Source organism: Ruegeria sp. 6PALISEP08 (genome assembly GCF_001238295.1).
Classification (GTDB): domain Bacteria; phylum Pseudomonadota; class Alphaproteobacteria; order Rhodobacterales; family Rhodobacteraceae; genus Ruegeria.
Map to the genome: position 1 here is coordinate 82,555 of NZ_LGXZ01000005.1, position 16,651 is coordinate 99,205.

The following is a 16,651-nucleotide window of genomic DNA, read 5'->3' on the forward strand; positions in this document are numbered from 1 at the left end:
CTATCAGATTTCTTTATAAAGCTCTACGCGCAGCCATTTCAGACGCGCAGGCCGCATTCGTCGAACGCTTTGTGAATGATCGTTTTTTCGGCTTCAGACAGTTCCAGCATCGGCGGGCGTACGCGGCCTCCAACCTGACCCAGCAATTCCTGCCAGTACTTTCCAAAGGCCGTGGGCTTACCCGCTGGGCGCGCGCGTTTCATGGCATCCCGGACAGGATTGAGGCTGTCAAACACACGTCGCGCTTCATCCGCTTTTCCGGCAAACGCTAGGCGCGTGTATTCGTTCATCCGCTGATCGATCTTGCTTTGCAATTGATATGGTGGAGAGGAGCAAAGATAGAGCTTCCAGTCGAGTTCCAGGATATTATCCAGCCATTCATGCTCGGCCGAGGTTGAGACATGAATCTTGTCGCCTACCATGTGGGTCAGCTTCACATACATTTCGCGTGGGACCGAATATTTGATTGCAACGATATTCGGCAATTCCGCAATGCGCGCGCATTCTTCGGGCTGCATCAGATAGCCGCTGTCAGGATGGCTCCACATGGCGATGCCAATGTCTAGCTCATCGCAGAACCGCTTGTAGTATTGGTATAGAACCTCGCCTCGATCCTGCACGAAGCTAAGAACCGGAGCATGGACCACGATGTAATCCGCACCGCAATTCTGGGCATGATGCGCCAGCTCCAACGCCGTATTCATGTTCTGATCCGAGACCGAGACAATCACCCCGGCCTTGCCCGTGCATTCGTCGACGGCAATTTCGAAATTCCGCTTGCGCTCCTCAATGTTCATCGAAAAGAACTCGCCCTGTTTGCCAGCGACGAACAGGCCCTGAATGTCCAGATCGTCGATCCAATGGCGGATGTTGGCGCGCAGCCCGGTCTCATCCAGCGACAGATCTTCGTTGAACGGATTCAACGCTGCGGCCCAGATCCCCGTCATGTTTTCGCGGGCATAATTTTTTGCGTCGTCTTTTGTGTATTTCATTTTTTGCGCGGTCCCTGTGGCTCTGATCCAATGAAAAGCACATTGAGACGGTCGATCCAGCGCGATTTCAGGGAAATGGCTATCTGAAAAAATTATACCATCAACTTATCAATTCAGGTTTTTTCAACGCTGGTCTAGGGTTCAGGCATGAAAATCGCAGTCATCGGAACCGGCGCAATTGCGCAATATGTGCAGCGCGCACTGCCAGAACATGGGCATGAGTTGGCGGCCATTCTGGTCAGACCGCACCGCGTCGCTTCAAAAATACCCCTGTCAGTCGGTTCAATTGACGACCTGCCGGCGGGGATCGACATGGTTCTGGATTGCGCAGGGCACGAGGCTTTGGCCGGTCTGGGGCCGTACATACTGGCAAATGGTATGGACATCATCAGCGTTTCAGTCGGCGCGCTGGCGGACCAGAAAATAGCGGATCGGTTGGAAAGCGCTGCGCGACAGGGTGGGGGACGTTTGCATCTGGCAAGCGGTGCCATCGGCGGGTTGGATTGCTTGAGCGCTGCTGCAGTCGGCCCGCTCAAGTCCGTTACCTACGTGGGGCGCAAACCACCTGCGGGGTGGAAGGGATCGCTTGCCGAACACAGTCTGGAACTCGACAAGATTAGTGACGCTGAAACCCATTTCCAGGGTTCTGCCCGAGAGGCGGCGCTGGCTTACCCAAAGAACGCCAACGTTGCGGCCGCTGTCGCTTTGGCGGGTGTGGGGTTTGACGACACTCAGGTTCGTCTGATCGCCGACCCGACGATTTACAAGAACATTCACGAGGTCGAGGCCGAAGGCGATTTTGGAACTTTTCAGTTTCGGATCAGCGGCACAGCCCTGCCCGACAATCCGCGCAGCTCGGCATTAGCCGCGATGAGCGTTCTGTCCAAACTGGACCAGCTTTGCAAACCGATTGTGCTTTAGCCATGGTTGGGCGTCACTCTCGCATCGTTGATCGTGCTTTGACGCGCCTGAAACTGCGCCAACTGCGTCTGCTGGTTGCCGTGGGCGCGCATGGAAACATCCAGAATGCCGCGCGCGAGTTGGGTATCTCTCAACCCGCTGCCACCAAGATGATTCAGGATCTTGAGCTGGACTTCGAAGTTAAACTGTTCACCCGCACCAATCGTGGAGTCGTACCGACAGTCTTTGGCGAAACCCTGATCCGTCATGGCAAACTGATCTTTGCGCAGGTGTCGAACGCGGCTCAGGAACTGGACGACCTGAACGAGGGCAACTCGGGTCGCGTTGTGGTGGGCACATTGCTTGCGGCGTCGACCAGCCTTTTGCCTGCAGCCATTGAACTGCTGTTGGAAGACCGCCCAAATGTGGCGGTCAAGATCAGCGAAGGCACCAATGAAGTGCTGATGCCTCGGCTGCTTTCAGGAGAGATCGACATGGTTGTGGGCCGTCTGCCCTCGCATCGGCACCGCGACAAGATCCGTCAGGAAAAACTGTTCGAGGATCGGATATTAGCCGTTGTTGGCCCTCAACACCCGCTGGCCTGTCGCAAGGACGTGACGTTTGCCCAAACCAAACCCTTTGGCTGGATTCTTCCTCCGCAAGAGACCACGTTGCGGCGTCAGGTCGATCATTTCTTTGTTGGCCAGCAGCAATATGTGCCGCCGGTCATGATCGAGTCTGTGTCTTATCTGACGAACCGCGCGTTGCTGCAATCGCGTGACCTGATTGGCCTTATGCCTGCCGAGGTCGTTGCGCAGGACATCCAGCACGGGCACCTTGTCCAAATCAATTGGAGCGTTCCCTTTGGTCAGGGACCGATCGGGGTGTCTTTCCGCGCGGACGATGATCTGTCGCCTGCCGGGCGGGCTTTCAAGACGGCATTGCACAAGGCGGCGCAGGATAAACAAACCAGCTATTCGCCAAAGTGATACCCGTATTTGTTCAATTCACTTGATGTAATACGAGGCGTCGCGCGATTTGAAAACAAGGCAAGAAGAGGTGTCAGCTTGATGTATCCAGAGCTCAAATTGTTCATAGATGGCACGTGGCGAAAGACCGACCGCGATATCCCGGTGATCAACCCGGCAACCGAAGAAGAGCTTGGGCGGTTGCCCTGCGCATCGATCAAAGACCTAGACGATGCGCTGGAAGCCGCTGTCAAAGGTTTCCGCGTCTGGAGCCGTACCTCTCCGCGTGAACGCGCGGATACGATCCTGCGCGCTGCAGCCCTGATGCGGGAACGCATAGACCAGATTGCGCATTCGATGACCCTGGAACATGGCAAACCCTTGAAGCAAGCCCGCCTTGAAGTGATCCGCGGGGCTGAGTTTTTTGAATGGGATGCGGGTGAGGCCATGCGGACCTATGGACGGATCATCCCGGCTGCTCAGGGTCACAAATTCGCGGTACATCACCAGCCTATCGGAGTTGTCGCCGCATTTTCGCCGTGGAACTTCCCCATGAGCCAACCGGCTCGGAAAATCGCCGGTGCATTGGCTTCGGGTTGTTCAGTAATCCTTAAGGCCGCAGAGGAAACTCCAGCTGGGGCAATGCACATTGCAAAAGCGTTCGAAGATGCGGGATTGCCGCCGGGTGTCCTGAATTTGGTATTTGGTGAACCAGCCGAAATTTCCGGGTATCTGATCCCGCAAGACCCCGTGCGTCTGGTGGCCTTTACCGGGTCGACAAATGTTGGGCGGCATCTAACCAAACTTGCATCCCAGCATGACACGCGTGTGTTGATGGAACTGGGTGGGCACGCTCCGGTCATTGTCTGTGAAGACACGGATGTTCAGGCGGCGGCAATTTCTGGCGCCGTGCGCAAGATGCGCAATGCCGGGCAAGTGTGCACATCCCCAACCCGCTTCTTTGTGCACCAGAGCATCCTTGAGTCCTACGCCAAAGACTTTGTGCAACGGGCAGCGGCCACAGTTGTCGGCAACGGCTTGGACTCTGAGGTCGAGATGGGCCCGCTGGCCAATGATCGGCGGGTGCCTGCCCTGACCGAACTGGTCGAGGATGCGCGTGCCAAAGGGGCGATTGTCGCTACGGGAGGCGCGCCCCTGGGCAACCAGGGCTATTTCTATCAGCCGACAGTCTTGTTGAACGTTCCTCAGATCGCGCGGATCATGCAGGAAGAACCATTTGGTCCCATTGCAGTCATCAACCCTGTGGCCTCGCTGGACGAGGCAATCGATCAGGCAAATTCCGTCCCTTACGGATTGGCAGGATATGCATTTACCAATAGGGCGGATTACATCGACCGTTTGGTCGATGAGGTTGAAGTAGGCAATCTGTCTGTCAACACGCTTGAAGCATCGATGCCGGAAACGCCTTTCGGAGGCGTGAAGTCCAGCGGGTCGGGTCGTGAGGGCGGCACCGAGGGGCTTGAGAATTACATGACCGTCAAGAACGTCTGGCATTCAGCCCGGATCGTCTGAGGAGATCCGCAACCCGACTTCGGCGCGATTTGCCGCGCAATAGTCTCTTCGCAACATACGCCATGAGCGGGTACCAAAGGTAAAGCCACACGGCAAGGATCAGGTCGGAGGTATCATGGTCTTCAGGCAAAGCCATCCCGCGACGGCAGAGGGCACCCCTTCTGAGAAATCAATGGCTGCGCCGCTTGGTGTGGCCTTCGCAATGGGTATCGCGCTGGTCATCATCCTGTCGGTATTCCTGTACATGTCGCGGGAGACCACGATCCGGATCGGAGAAATGCGAAAGGTCTGGCAGGGCTATTCGGTCGAGACCACCCCGCGCGGCTACTGGATATCGGAAATCCGGGGATATTTCGGCTATGGCGGTTTGATCCACAACTTCAAGAACTACGTCCTGAGGCATGACGCAGAATACTCGCCGACCTTAAAAACCCAGTCGCAGAACCTTCTGACAACGATCGAAACTTACCGGAACGCCGCGCCGTCGCTGACGGAACTGGATGCATTGCAGCGGATCGAGCGGGTGGCGCGGGAATACATCGGCAATATCCCCAAGATCGAAGCGGGCATAGCAGCAGGTCTGCGCGCGGAAGAGATTGATGCGCTGGTGCGGGTGGATGACAGCGACGCACTTGCGGCTCTTTCCACGCTCGAGACGCTTTGGATTACCGAGCGGGATCAAAGCTTGTCGGACATGGTTCAGGCGTTTTCGGAAGGGGAACAGCTGGTGCGCCGCTTCTCGGTCTTGCTGGTTGGCCTGATTTTCGTGGTTGGCGTGATTGCGATCCTGACCACGTTGCTGATTTCAAACATTTTGGGTTCCAATCGTCGCTTGAAGGCTGAGTTGGAACTGCGCGAGCAGGTGGAACTGGCCGAGCGCAAACTTGCGCGGGCCGTCGAACAAAGCCCAGCCTCGATCATCATCACGGACACCGAACTGAAAATAGAATACGCCAATCGCAAGTTCTTTGATCTCAGCGGATATGAGGCGGAAGAGGTCTATGGGCACACCCCCAGAATGCTGCAATCGGGGCATTCGGGGCAGGGGGTTTACGCCGACATAAGGCAGAAATTGCAACTTGGGCAGAACTGGTACGGCGTGTTTCGGAATCTCAGCAAGGACGGCAGCCATTATTGGGTTTCAACTGCGATTTTCCCGCTGGTGGATCAGTACGGCGAGGTCACGCATTACATTGGGATCGGCGAAGATATCACCGAAACCCGGCGCACACATGAGCAATTTGCCCAAGTGCAAAAAATGGAAGCTGTGGGGATTCTGGCGGGCTCGGTCGCGCACGACTTTAATAACGTGTTGATGAGCATCATCGGCAATGCCGACCTGATCGAGCTGGATTCGGACGGGAACGATGACATTCAGACCTCGGTCAATCATGTCCGTATCGCGGCCCGCCGCGCGCAAGCGTTGGTGCGCAAGATGCTGACCTTCGCGCGTCAAAGGCCACGCAACCCGCGTCGTGGCGACATGGTCAAAGCCACGCAGGAAGCGTTGGATCTGATCCGGGTATCTGCCCCGCCCAGCGTCCAGACGCGTTTTGATACAGAGGTCGAAACAGCCTTTTCCGACTTTGACGGCACGCTGTTCTTTCAGACCCTCTTGAACCTGTGTCACAACGCGTTTGAAGCCATGGGCGATCAGCCGGGTGAGGTTGTGTTGCGTATCGGCTTGGCCGACAAGGACGCACTTGACGATTTGCCGGACGGGGCCATCGGCGTGATCCGTCTGGACGTCAGTGATACTGGCCCCGGTATTGCCCAGGACCTGCGTCAGCAGGTGTTCCAACCCTTCTTTTCAACCAAACCTGTTGGCAAAGGCACCGGTTTGGGTCTGACCATCGTGCATAACAGCGTCGAGGAATGTCATGGCCGTGTCGCGCTGCAATCGGAACCGGGTCAGGGCACCTGTTTCAGCCTGTTCTATCCGCTGATGCCCGCACTCAGTCCGGAAGATCAGGCCGAGGTTGAGGCTGTGGCCGGGGACGAGCATGTCCTTTTGGTGGATGATGACGAGAACATCCTTTACGTGACCCGGCGGCTGCTGACGCGATACGGTTACAGGGTCGAGGCGTATTCCAATCCGCTGAAAGCGCGCGAGGCGTTTTGTGAAAGCCCGGAAAGCTTTGACATCCTGATCAGCGACCTGATGATGCCCGGTTTGCGGGGCACGGACCTGATCGAGTCTGTGCGTGCGATCCGGTCGGATTTGCCCGTAATTCTGATCAGCAGCTATTTCGACGACGCCGAGGTGTCAGTGACCGGACCTTCCCCCATCATGGTTCAAAAACCGTTGGAGGTTCAGTCACTTGCCCGGATCATACGGTCTCAGATGACCTGAGCTTGTAACATAATTTAACAACTCTTCTTAAAACTTAACACTGGTCAAATCCTCACGAAACAACTGCCCTATAGGATTCGCCATACCGATCCACGGTCACCCGGAGAGATCGGAATAGCGAAAAGGGGCTTTTAGATGATGACCAAAGCCAGAACATGGTTCTCGGCGCTATCGACAGTTTCGCTGCTGACGATGGGCGCTGCGTTCCCGGTTCACCAGGCCCAGGCGGAAGAGTCGGGACCGGTAGAAGCGATAGAGTTCGATCCCGCCAAGGCGGCCCTTGGCAAACGTTTGTTTTTTGATCCGCGACTGTCCGGCGACACCGAGTTGTCCTGCGCCAGTTGCCACCAGCCGGAAAACGGCTTTACTGACGGACAGGCCTTGTCGGACGCCTATGCCGGCAGCTTGCATTTCCGCAACGTGCCCACGCTGATCAACAGCGCCAAGCGCGCGGCATGGTTTCATGACGGGCGGATCGGCACCAACCTCAACGATGTCACACGCGAAAGCATCACCGAGACGTATTCCATGAACATGGACATGCGCCTGATGCAGGAACGTATCAAGCAGGACCCGGTCTATGTCGAGATGTTCGAAGCCGCCGGATTCGGCGAGCCCTCGAACGGCGGCGTGCGAAACGCGATCCCGGAATACTTAAAAACGCTGATCTCGCGCGGGGCACCCTTCGACACTGGCAAGATGTCGGATGAGGCCAAAGCGGGCTATGAGCTATTCAATGCCAGCGGGTGTAATTCCTGCCACTCGGGTGAGCGGTTCACGGATGACTTGCCGCATAATATCGGTGTCGGCGACAACCCCGAAATCTGGGCGACACCAGAACGTCACATCACCTTCGTGACCATGATGAAATTCCTCGGTGTCGAAAACTACATGAACCTGCGCGCCGATCCCGGAGCGTATATCCGCACCCACACCGCCGATACGTTCGGCACGTTCATGACCCCTACGCTGCGCGAGCTGACCTTTACTGCGCCGTATATGCACAACGGTACGCTGGAAACGCTTGAAGATGTGGTGGCCTTCTACAACACAGGTGGCGGTGACGATGAAAACAAGGATCCGCGCATCAAGCCGCTGAACCTGAACGAGACCGAGCAAGCGCAATTGGTGGCTTTCCTCAAGGCGCTGTCCGGCGATCCACTGACCGGCCCCGAATTCGTCGCCGAGGAGGTCGATACCTTCTACGAGCCGATCGAAAACTGGCAAGACGCGACAAACTGAGGAGTGGACCCATGAAAGACCTTTCGTCTTATCTCAAAGGCACAATCGCCACCGCTGCCCTGTTTGCCGTTCTTGGCTCGCAGGCCGCTGCGGAAACCAGTATGGAGATTGAGGCCGGTATCGGCGGGCCAGATCCCGATCCTGATGCGCCACTGGTGGCTCTGGGCAAGCCTCCAATTCCGCTGGACAACCCGCAAACCGAAGCCAAGATTGAGCTTGGCAAGATGCTGTTCTTCGATCCGCGTCTGGGTGGCAACCCATCGACGCCTTGTTCCGCCTGCCACCTGCCGGATGTCGGCTGGGACGTCGAGGCCCCGATCTCGTTCGGCTATCCCGGTACGACCCACTGGCGCAACAGCCAGACCATCGTGAATTCAGCCTATTACGGCAAACTGTTCTGGGCGGGCTCATCCAAGAGCCTTGAAAGCCAGGCCAAATCCGCTGCGGGCGGTGCGGTGGCCGGGAACGGCGAGGCCGACATGATGGAGGCTCGTCTGGCCTTCGTTCCCGAATATGTCGAACGGTTCAACGACGTCTTTGGGGATCATTGGCCGCGCATCGGCAACGCATGGCGGGCCATTGCAGCGTTTGAACGGACCATCGTTCAGACCGGCACGCCCTTCGACAACTATCTGCGCGGGGACGATGCGGCACTGACCGAGGAACAGAAACGCGGGCTGGAGTTGTTCACCGGCAAGGCGCAGTGTTCCGAATGCCACAACGGTGCGCTGCTGTCGGATGAGAAGTACTACAACACCGGCGTGCCCGCCTATGACGGTTGGCATGATGATGGTCTGGCACAGGTCACCTTCCGGTACGAACTTTATGCCAAAGGCTCGACCGAAGAGATGTATCGCCACACTAAGGACGACCCCGGTTTCTATTTCCGCACCAAGGAAAAGGCCGACAAGGGCAAGTTCCGCACGCCAAGCCTGCGCTACACCCTTTATACCGAACCCTACATGCACAACGGCATGCTGGAGACGCTCGAGGATGTGGTCGAATTCTACAACCAGGGCGGCGGCGAGAACGAGTTCTCAGCGAATAAATCCCAGCTGATCCAACCCCTTGGTCTGAATGATCAAGAAAAGACGGATCTGGTGGCCTTCCTGAAATCCCTGTCCGGCGAGGAACTTCTGATCGAAGAACCCGACCTGCCGGATTATCAGCCGCTTCCTGCGGTTGCAGCAGAGGAGTAAGCGTCATGACTGATCATAACGCAAACGGATGCAGTTGTTCGGGTGAAGCCAAGAAAGCCTGCACCGTGAACCGCCGCCAATTCCTGTTCGCCTCGGGTGCCACAACCTTTGCCGTGATGGTGGCCATGCCCACCCGCCACGGTCAGGCCGAACAGGTTCCTGCCCTTGTGTCCACCTATCCGCGCAAGCTGATCGGCAAACTCTCTGAGTTGGAACAGGATGTTCCGGTCGAATTCTACTACCCGGATGAGGGCGATTATTCGGACTCGATCCTGGTCAAGACCGGCGTGGAAAGTGGGGGTGGCATCGGTCCGCAAAAGGACGTGGTGGCGTTCAACCTGACGTGTACGCATCAGGGCGGATCGCTTTACGACACGTACAAGGGGGAACATAAGGTGCTGGGCCCATGCCCGCTACACCTGTCGACCTACGACGTGACTCGTCACGGCATTCTGGTCTCCGGTCAGGCGTATCAGTCGCTGCCGCAAGTCCTTCTGGAACTCGATGGTGACGATATCTACGCCGTCGGCATGTTCGGCCTGATCTACGGCCGCTACGACAACCTCATTGCATAAAGGGAAACGGAATCATGGCAACCCCGTATTACGTACCCGAAACCAACGTCCCGCTGCCACCCAAGGGCGCCGAGGTCATCTCGACCGCCTGCGACTATTGCATCGTGGCCTGTGGTTACAAAGTCTACCGCTGGCCCGTGACGGCCAAATCCGGTGGGCCCGGCGCGGATGAAAACGCCTTTGGCGAGGATTTCCCTGTCGCACCGCTGGGCGCATGGGTGGCCCCGAACCAGCACAATATCGTGCTGCACAAAGGCCTGCCGCACCACGTCGTGATTATCCCCGACAAGGACAACAAAACTGTCAACACCGACGGCGACAGCTCCTTGCGGGGCGGGTGTATCGCGCAGAAATGCTATAACCCGCAGACGCCCACACGCGACCGTCTGAAAACGCCGTTGATGCGGATTTATGGCACCTTGATGCCGGTTCCGTGGGATCTGGCGCTGGATGTGGCGGCTGAGGTGGGCAATCATGTCATCGCTAAACATGGCACCAATGCCTACGGCGTAAAAACCTTTAGCTATCAATATATCGAGAACACCTATGCGATCTCGAAATACGCGCTGCGCCATATCAACACCGCCAACTTCACCTTCCACGACACGCCGTCCGATGTGACCTCGACCCCCGGTTTCCGGGATGCGGGCTTTGATAATTTCGGCCCCTCCTATGAGGACTGGCGTGATGCGGAAACCCTTCTGGTCTGCGGCACCGACCCATATGAGACCAAGACCATCCTCTATACCCAGTGGATGATGAAGGGGATGCAGAACGGTCAGAAAGAGATCTATCTGATCCCGCGCCGCTCGGCCGGTGTGGCCCATGCGGAAAAGATGGGTGGCCTGCATATCGACGTTTTGCCCGGTACTGACCTGCTGGTCGTTAACGCCATTGCCCGCGTCATTGTGGAAAATGGCTGGGAAGACAGCGATTGGATCAAGAAATGGGTCAACAACAAGTGGGAAAGCTCGTCTGGCTTCGGTCAGGGCACCCGTAACACGCCATGGCAGTGGCGCACGACCTGGGGCAAGTTCCAGACCAAGGGTTTCGAGGACTGGAAAGAGTGGCTGCTGGCGCAGGACGAATTCGCGCCTGAGACTGCCGCGGCCGCGGCCGAGATCGACGTGCAGAAGATCTATACGGCTGCTGAATGGCTCGCCAAACCCAAGGATGACGGCTCGCGCCCGAAAACCTCGATTATGATCGAAAAAGGGTTCTACTGGTCCAATAACACCGGCAACACACAGGCGATTTCCGCACTGGGCATCATCTGTGGTTGTGGTGGACGTCCAGGTCAGGTCATCGGTCGGGCCGGTGGTCACCAGCGGGGCGGCGTGAAAGGCGGGAAATACCCGCGCAACAAATCGCCCGAGAAACTGCCGGGTCGCCGTCGTCGCGCCATGGATACCGACCGGTATCTGATCGCGGGTCATACCCGTATGGCCCACGTGATCGGCACCACCTGGATTCAGTCCATGTGTGGATCGCAGCAGTTGGCCGACAAGTTTGAGGAACTGACCGTCCGCAACCCGCACCAGATCGCCTCTTTCGACAAAAAAGAAATGATCGACACGCTAAAGGCCCGCACCGACAGCGGCGGCATGGTGGTGATCAATCAGGACATCTACCTACAAGACCCGATCGGCAACCGTTACGCCGACATTGTGTTCCCAGCCGCAACCTGGGGCGAAGAGGACTTCCTGCGGGCCAACGGTGAACGCCGCCTGCGCCTGTACCAGAAGTTCTATGATGCGCCCGGTTCGGCGAAACCAGATTGGTGGATCATCGCCCAACTTGCCACGCGGATGGGCTTTGACGGGTTCGATTGGCAGAACTCGAATGAGGTCGCGGAGGAGGCCGTGCGCTTTACCCGCGGGTCGCGCAAGGATTTCCACGCGGTCCATCGTCTGGCAAAGGCCGAAGGCAAAACCCTGCATGCCAAGGTTCGTGAATTCGGCACCGACGGTGTGCAGTGCCCGGTCATGCTGGATGCTGACGGAGTCACGCTGATTGAGACCAAGCGCTTGCACGACACAACCCGCAAACTGCCCGATACTGGTGCTGCCGGCGCGGATGTGTTCAATAAAAAGCTGACGCACTTCAACAGCCAGACCGGCAAGTGCAACATTCAGAAATCGCCTTGGGGTCTGTTCTCGGACTATTGGGAATGGCTCAGCCCGAACAAGGACGAAGGCGAGCTCTGGGCCACATCTGGACGGATCAACGAACGCTGGCAGTCCGGTTTCGACGATCGTCGCCGCCCATATATCGTTCAGCGCTGGCCGGAAAATTGGGTCGAAATTCACCCTGACGATGCGGCCGAACGCGGCATCGAAAGCGGCGACTATGTGATGGTCTATTCGGAACGCGTTCCGGGCAACAAACACACGCTGCTGGGTGTGGAAGGCGATGACTTCCAGTTCTCGAAGCTGATGGAGAACGGGCATATCGAGCTGACCAAAGCGGCGATCACCGCCGTGGCGATGGTTACGCCTGCCATCAAGAAAAGCGTGGTTTACATGGACTTCCTGCACATGCAGCAGCCTGCAAATGCGCTTGAGGGGCGGATCGTCGACTGGATCAGTGGCAACTACAACTACAAGATGGGCGTTGCCAAGGTCCGCAAGCTTGGGCCGAGCCCCTACAAGACCTCGTTCCGCACGATGTCCTTCGCACCGCGCGACATCGCCTGATGACAACTTTCCGAGGGGCGGACGCCATGCCGCCCCTCGGGACGGGCCCCACTGCAGAAGGGGCTCTGAACCGGTCCCCCGGTTCACATGGAAGGCAGGTATCGGTTGGGAAATCTGCCTTCCACTTTCACCCAACCCGCCAACCACAAACATGGCAGATCCGATATGAACATCCATTCCGATACTTCCCTGCGTGACGAGGCCACCAGCCTGTTTTCCGAATACGCAAAATCCGACTTTGACGTGATCCGCTTGCGCGCCGTTCAGGCCCTGACTGCAATTGGTGCGGGAGACAATTCGGCACTGGTTGAGGCACTGCTGGACGACGATGAGGACGTCCGACAGGACGCCGCGCAGGCGCTTGGTGTTTTGGGTGTAAAAGAGGCCGCGCCGCAGTTGCTTGAAAACCTGATCCACGATCCCTGTGGCGAGGTGAAACTTGCCTGCGTGACCTCATTGGCCGCGTTGAAAGCCGAGGATGCCGCCCCCTATCTGCGCACTCTCGTGACCGGTCGCGGGGATGAGATGACGTGGGACGAGGACGAGTTGCATCAGGACGAGTGGGATGACTGGCTCGACACGCAGATTGCCGCAATCAAAGCGCTGGGTCAGATGGGTGACACTGCGGCGATTGAGCCCATCGTCATGGCCCTGATGGACGAAGACGGGCAAGAGTTGGGCGATGTGGCCTGCGAAGCTTTAGGCTGGATCGGGGAACCCTCGGTCCCGACATTGGGCGTATTCACCCAATCTTCGAACCGTCGCCTGCGGCACCGTGCGCTGCGGACGCTGGCCACGATTGGCGGGGCCGAAGCCGAAGCGATTTTGCGCAAGGCTCTTTCCGACAAGGAAGGTGAAGTTCGTCTGATCGCCTATGAGGCGCTGATGCCGAACGACCCCGCACTTGTCGAGCGGGCGCTGAACGACGCGGTGGAAGAGATTCGCATAGCAGCTCTGGGGCAGTCCGGTCTTTCGGAGCCCGAGCTTTTGGACCGGATGATGCGCGACCCCGGGGCGAAAGTTCAACTGGCTCTGATCGAGCGGCTGAACCGCAGCCAGCCTATCGAGGATCAGGACGACTTGCGCTGGCAGGTACTGGACTTTCTTGCGACCGGTCAACAGCCCGAAGTGTCTGCTCAAGCACTTGGCCTGTTGGCCGCCTTGGCCCCCGAGCTTGTGTCCGACCGTTTGAACGCCGTGTTCTCGATCAACGCCGACGACCTCAAGGGTGAGCGCCTGCAATGGGCTATCGTCGACGCTCTTGCCTCCTCGCCTTTGCGCGAAGCGACGGAGTGGTTGCAGCGTGCCTGTCGCTCACCCTTCCGGTCGGTTCGGCTCAAGGCTATGGCGTCGCTGGCAATGATTGTCACCGATACAGATCGCCCGCATGTGAACCAGCAGCAGGGCCGGGAGCTGCTTTTGTCTTTTGCGCTGGCTCCGATGCCATTGGCCGTCGACGTCGAACAAAAAGAAGAGGCAATACAAACGGATTTCGCCGCTCTGGAAGAGGCGGGCCTGGATGTGTCCGAAGGGGGCGAGAATGGCCCGACCTCCAGCCTTGGGGCTATTCTTGGTCATGACGCCATCGCTGCCGAGATGACGCAAGAGGCCGAAGAGAACGATGTTCAACCCTTAACCCCGCGCGAACAGGCACTGTTGGCCAAGGCAACCCGTCACCCAAAACGCCGCCGTGTCGCGCTGGATGACGATGCAGAAGCGCTGGAACGTGAAACGCGTATGTCAGCCATCCGGTTGCTGGGTGAAGTGCGGGGAATGCAGATTATGCTGGCCCAGATCGCCAATGACCCCGAAGCGGATATCGCTGCACAGGCTGTTTCCGCTCTGTCCGTGTCGCTGGCCCGCCACAGGTCCGAGTTGAGCGATGAGCAATTGATTGATCTGATCGCTTCAGGTGTGTCGCATACTGATTCAAATCTTGCGCTTCAGGCTCTTAAGCTATTGCAAACTACCGATCTGCCGCCACAGGACGCTTTGCGTGGCAAGTTGCGCTTGATGGTGAAAACCGGGGATACCGCATTCCGGATCGACGCCATGCAGATCCTGACCCAATGGGACGGAAAGCCGAACGTTGCGCGCAGCCTGCTGGACGACATCTCAGCCCCGGTGCGGCAGGCCGCAATGCGCCTGCTGTCGAGCGTCGCCCCCGATCAGGCCGCAGCAGCCATCGTGCCCTTCCTGTTGGACAATCCCGAGCAGCGAATCGTGACCTATGTCAATGACAGTACCTCTGCGGTGGTGTCCATTGGGCGCGAACTGCTGGTTGGATTGCGTGACGAGAACCGCCGCGCGCAATGGCCGGTGATGATCAGCGCATTGGCTGACCTGTTGGGGAGACCATCTCGGGCGGCTTAAACCCGGAGGGACAGATGAGGACTTCGCTGAAATTGAGTGCAGCGTTTCTTGTGGGGACGATGATTGTTGCCCCCGCAGTACAGGCCGAGGACTTACCCGAAGTCGCTGTAGTGCATCAGATTATCGACCTCAATGCTGACACTCCGGCACATGCCTTCCGTTTTGAGCCGAAATTCCTGCAGGTTCCCGCCGGGGCCACGGTACGTTTCAAAGGCTCAACCGGGCGGCATACAGTTACAGCAATTCCACGGATGATCCCCGTCGGCGCGCGTGTATTCGAAATTCGTGGCAAGCCCGAGCTGGACCTGACCTTCGAGAAAGAAGGCGTCTACGGTATACGCTGTCGCGTTCATGGTCGCCACGGCATGGTGATGCTGCTGGTGGTTGGCGATCCAAATTCGAACTTGGAAGAAGCCAAGGCCTATTTGCCCAAGCTGGGCGAGGCAGAACAGGCCGGTTTCGAAGAACTGTTTGCATATATGGAGGCCCAAAATGGCTGATGGATGCGCCTGTGACCGCCACGCTCATATGTATCTGACTGTGGATGACGCTCTGCGGCGCGGCCTGTCAATTGCTGCTCCACTTACCGACCGCGAGACTTTGCCGCTGACGCAGGCAATAGGTCGGGTATTGGCAGAGGATTGTACCAGCAAGGTCGAAATGCCCGCCTTCGACAATTCGGCGATGGACGGCTACGCAGTACGGACAATTGATTTGATCGACGGCCCGCTGTTCGAACTTCCTGTGGCGGGTCGCATCGCGGCGGGGGACAGCGCTGAGCATGATGCACCTGCAGGAAGTGCGCTGCGGATATTTACCGGCGCGCCGGTTCCCACGGACTTCGATGCGGTTGTGATTCAGGAAGACTGCGACGTCACCCTTGACGGAATCCGGTTCAGCCGTCTCCCTAAAGCTGGTCAGCATATTCGCCTTGCGGGCGAAGATTTGCGCGCAGGCGCCCCGATCCTGCGGCGTGGATGCGAGATCGGGCCGCGAGAGGTCGCCGCGTTAGCCTCGGCCGGGTATGGTGAGGTCGCAGTTTACCGCAAGCTGAAGGTCACAATTTTTTCCACTGGTAGCGAGTTGCGCCAACCGGGCGAGGCTTTGGGTCCAGGGCAGATCTATAACTCCAACCGTTACATGTTGCTTGCGTTGTTGCAGAAGCCGTGGATTGAGTTGACTGACAGCGGCCCGGTCAAGGATGATCCGGACGTTTTGGAACAAGTTCTGCGCGAAGCGTGTGAAAGCTCGGATCTGATCGTTACGACCGGTGGTGTATCCGTTGGTGATGAAGACCACATGCCGCGCCTGATTGCCGAGATCGGTGGTCAGACAGACGTTATGAAAGTTGCAATGAAACCGGGCAAACCCATCATGTTCGGACGCTATGGACGCGCACTTTATGTAGGGCTGCCGGGCAACCCGGTGTCGGCCTATGTGACTTGGCAGATCATCGGGTCGCAAATGATGGCGCGTCGCGCCGGATTGCAATACAATCCGCAGGTAACAGTCCAGGCGGTTCTGGCAGAACCTTTGCGTCGCCGTGCCGGCCGCCAGGAATACCGCCCGGTTCAGATCGAGGGCACGACCCCGGATGGTCGCCCGAAGTTGCGGCTGATGGCTCCGTCTTACAGCGGCCGTGTGGCTCTTCTGGCTCAGGCGGAAGGGTTGGCGATCATTCCGGCCGAGGTTGAAGAACTGCCTGAAGGTCACGTTCTGGACCTGCTGCCAGTCTGAATGCCACAGCATGACCGTTGTGCGCGCTTGCCAGTTTCAAGCGCGCGCGGATACAAGACTAATAAGCCAGTTCATTCTGCCGC

The 16,651-nt window shown here is 57.8% G+C and carries 12 protein-coding genes; 11 read left to right on the forward strand and 1 reads right to left on the reverse strand.

Features of this window, described 5'->3' with window-relative positions:
* Nucleotides 1-38: 38 nt before the first annotated feature.
* Nucleotides 39-992 (reverse strand): dihydrodipicolinate synthase family protein, encoded by a 954-nt coding sequence (locus tag ALB80_RS09140; protein ID WP_050603753.1) that lies wholly within the window; start codon nt 990-992, stop codon nt 39-41.
* Between the two features lie 147 nt (nt 993-1,139).
* On the opposite strand from ALB80_RS09140, the gene ALB80_RS09145 reads away from it, so the two are divergent.
* From ALB80_RS09145 to glp, 11 genes are all read left to right on the forward strand, one after another.
* Nucleotides 1,140-1,913: an aspartate dehydrogenase gene (locus ALB80_RS09145; protein WP_050603754.1), complete on the forward strand. Its 774-nt coding sequence runs from the start codon at nt 1,140-1,142 to the stop codon at nt 1,911-1,913.
* Nucleotides 1,914-1,915: 2 nt separating this feature from the next.
* Nucleotides 1,916-2,881, forward strand: coding sequence for a LysR substrate-binding domain-containing protein (locus tag ALB80_RS09150; protein ID WP_050603755.1), 966 nt, complete (start codon nt 1,916-1,918; stop codon nt 2,879-2,881).
* A gap of 81 nt (nt 2,882-2,962) precedes the next feature.
* Entirely contained in the window at nt 2,963-4,393 is a 1,431-nt protein-coding gene (locus ALB80_RS09155; RefSeq protein ID WP_050603756.1) for an NAD-dependent succinate-semialdehyde dehydrogenase, read from the forward strand.
* A gap of 172 nt (nt 4,394-4,565) precedes the next feature.
* Nucleotides 4,566-6,746, forward strand: a complete 2,181-nt coding sequence (locus tag ALB80_RS09160) for a PAS domain S-box protein (protein ID WP_050603757.1) — start codon at nt 4,566-4,568, stop codon at nt 6,744-6,746.
* A 135-nt stretch (nt 6,747-6,881) separates the two neighbouring features.
* Complete coding sequence (locus ALB80_RS09165; RefSeq protein ID WP_083445244.1) at nt 6,882-7,988, forward strand: cytochrome-c peroxidase; 1,107 nt, start codon at nt 6,882-6,884, stop codon at nt 7,986-7,988.
* 11 nt (nt 7,989-7,999) lie between these two features.
* Entirely contained in the window at nt 8,000-9,187 is a 1,188-nt protein-coding gene (locus ALB80_RS09170; RefSeq protein ID WP_083445245.1) for a cytochrome-c peroxidase, read from the forward strand.
* A 5-nt stretch (nt 9,188-9,192) separates the two neighbouring features.
* Nucleotides 9,193-9,762, forward strand: a complete 570-nt coding sequence (locus ALB80_RS09175; RefSeq protein ID WP_050603758.1) for an arsenate reductase (azurin) small subunit — start codon at nt 9,193-9,195, stop codon at nt 9,760-9,762.
* Nucleotides 9,763-9,776: 14 nt separating this feature from the next.
* Entirely contained in the window at nt 9,777-12,458 is a 2,682-nt protein-coding gene (locus tag ALB80_RS09180; RefSeq protein ID WP_050603759.1) for an arsenate reductase (azurin) large subunit, read from the forward strand.
* A gap of 165 nt (nt 12,459-12,623) precedes the next feature.
* Entirely contained in the window at nt 12,624-14,831 is a 2,208-nt protein-coding gene (locus tag ALB80_RS09185) for a HEAT repeat domain-containing protein (protein WP_172677877.1), read from the forward strand.
* A 14-nt stretch (nt 14,832-14,845) separates the two neighbouring features.
* Nucleotides 14,846-15,331, forward strand: coding sequence for a plastocyanin/azurin family copper-binding protein (locus tag ALB80_RS09190; RefSeq protein ID WP_050603761.1), 486 nt, complete (start codon nt 14,846-14,848; stop codon nt 15,329-15,331).
* Complete coding sequence (gene glp / locus ALB80_RS09195) at nt 15,324-16,568, forward strand: gephyrin-like molybdotransferase Glp (protein ID WP_050603762.1); 1,245 nt, start codon at nt 15,324-15,326, stop codon at nt 16,566-16,568. The genes ALB80_RS09190 and glp overlap by 8 nt, the downstream gene beginning before the upstream one ends.
* The last annotated feature ends 83 nt before the right edge of the window (nt 16,569-16,651 follow it).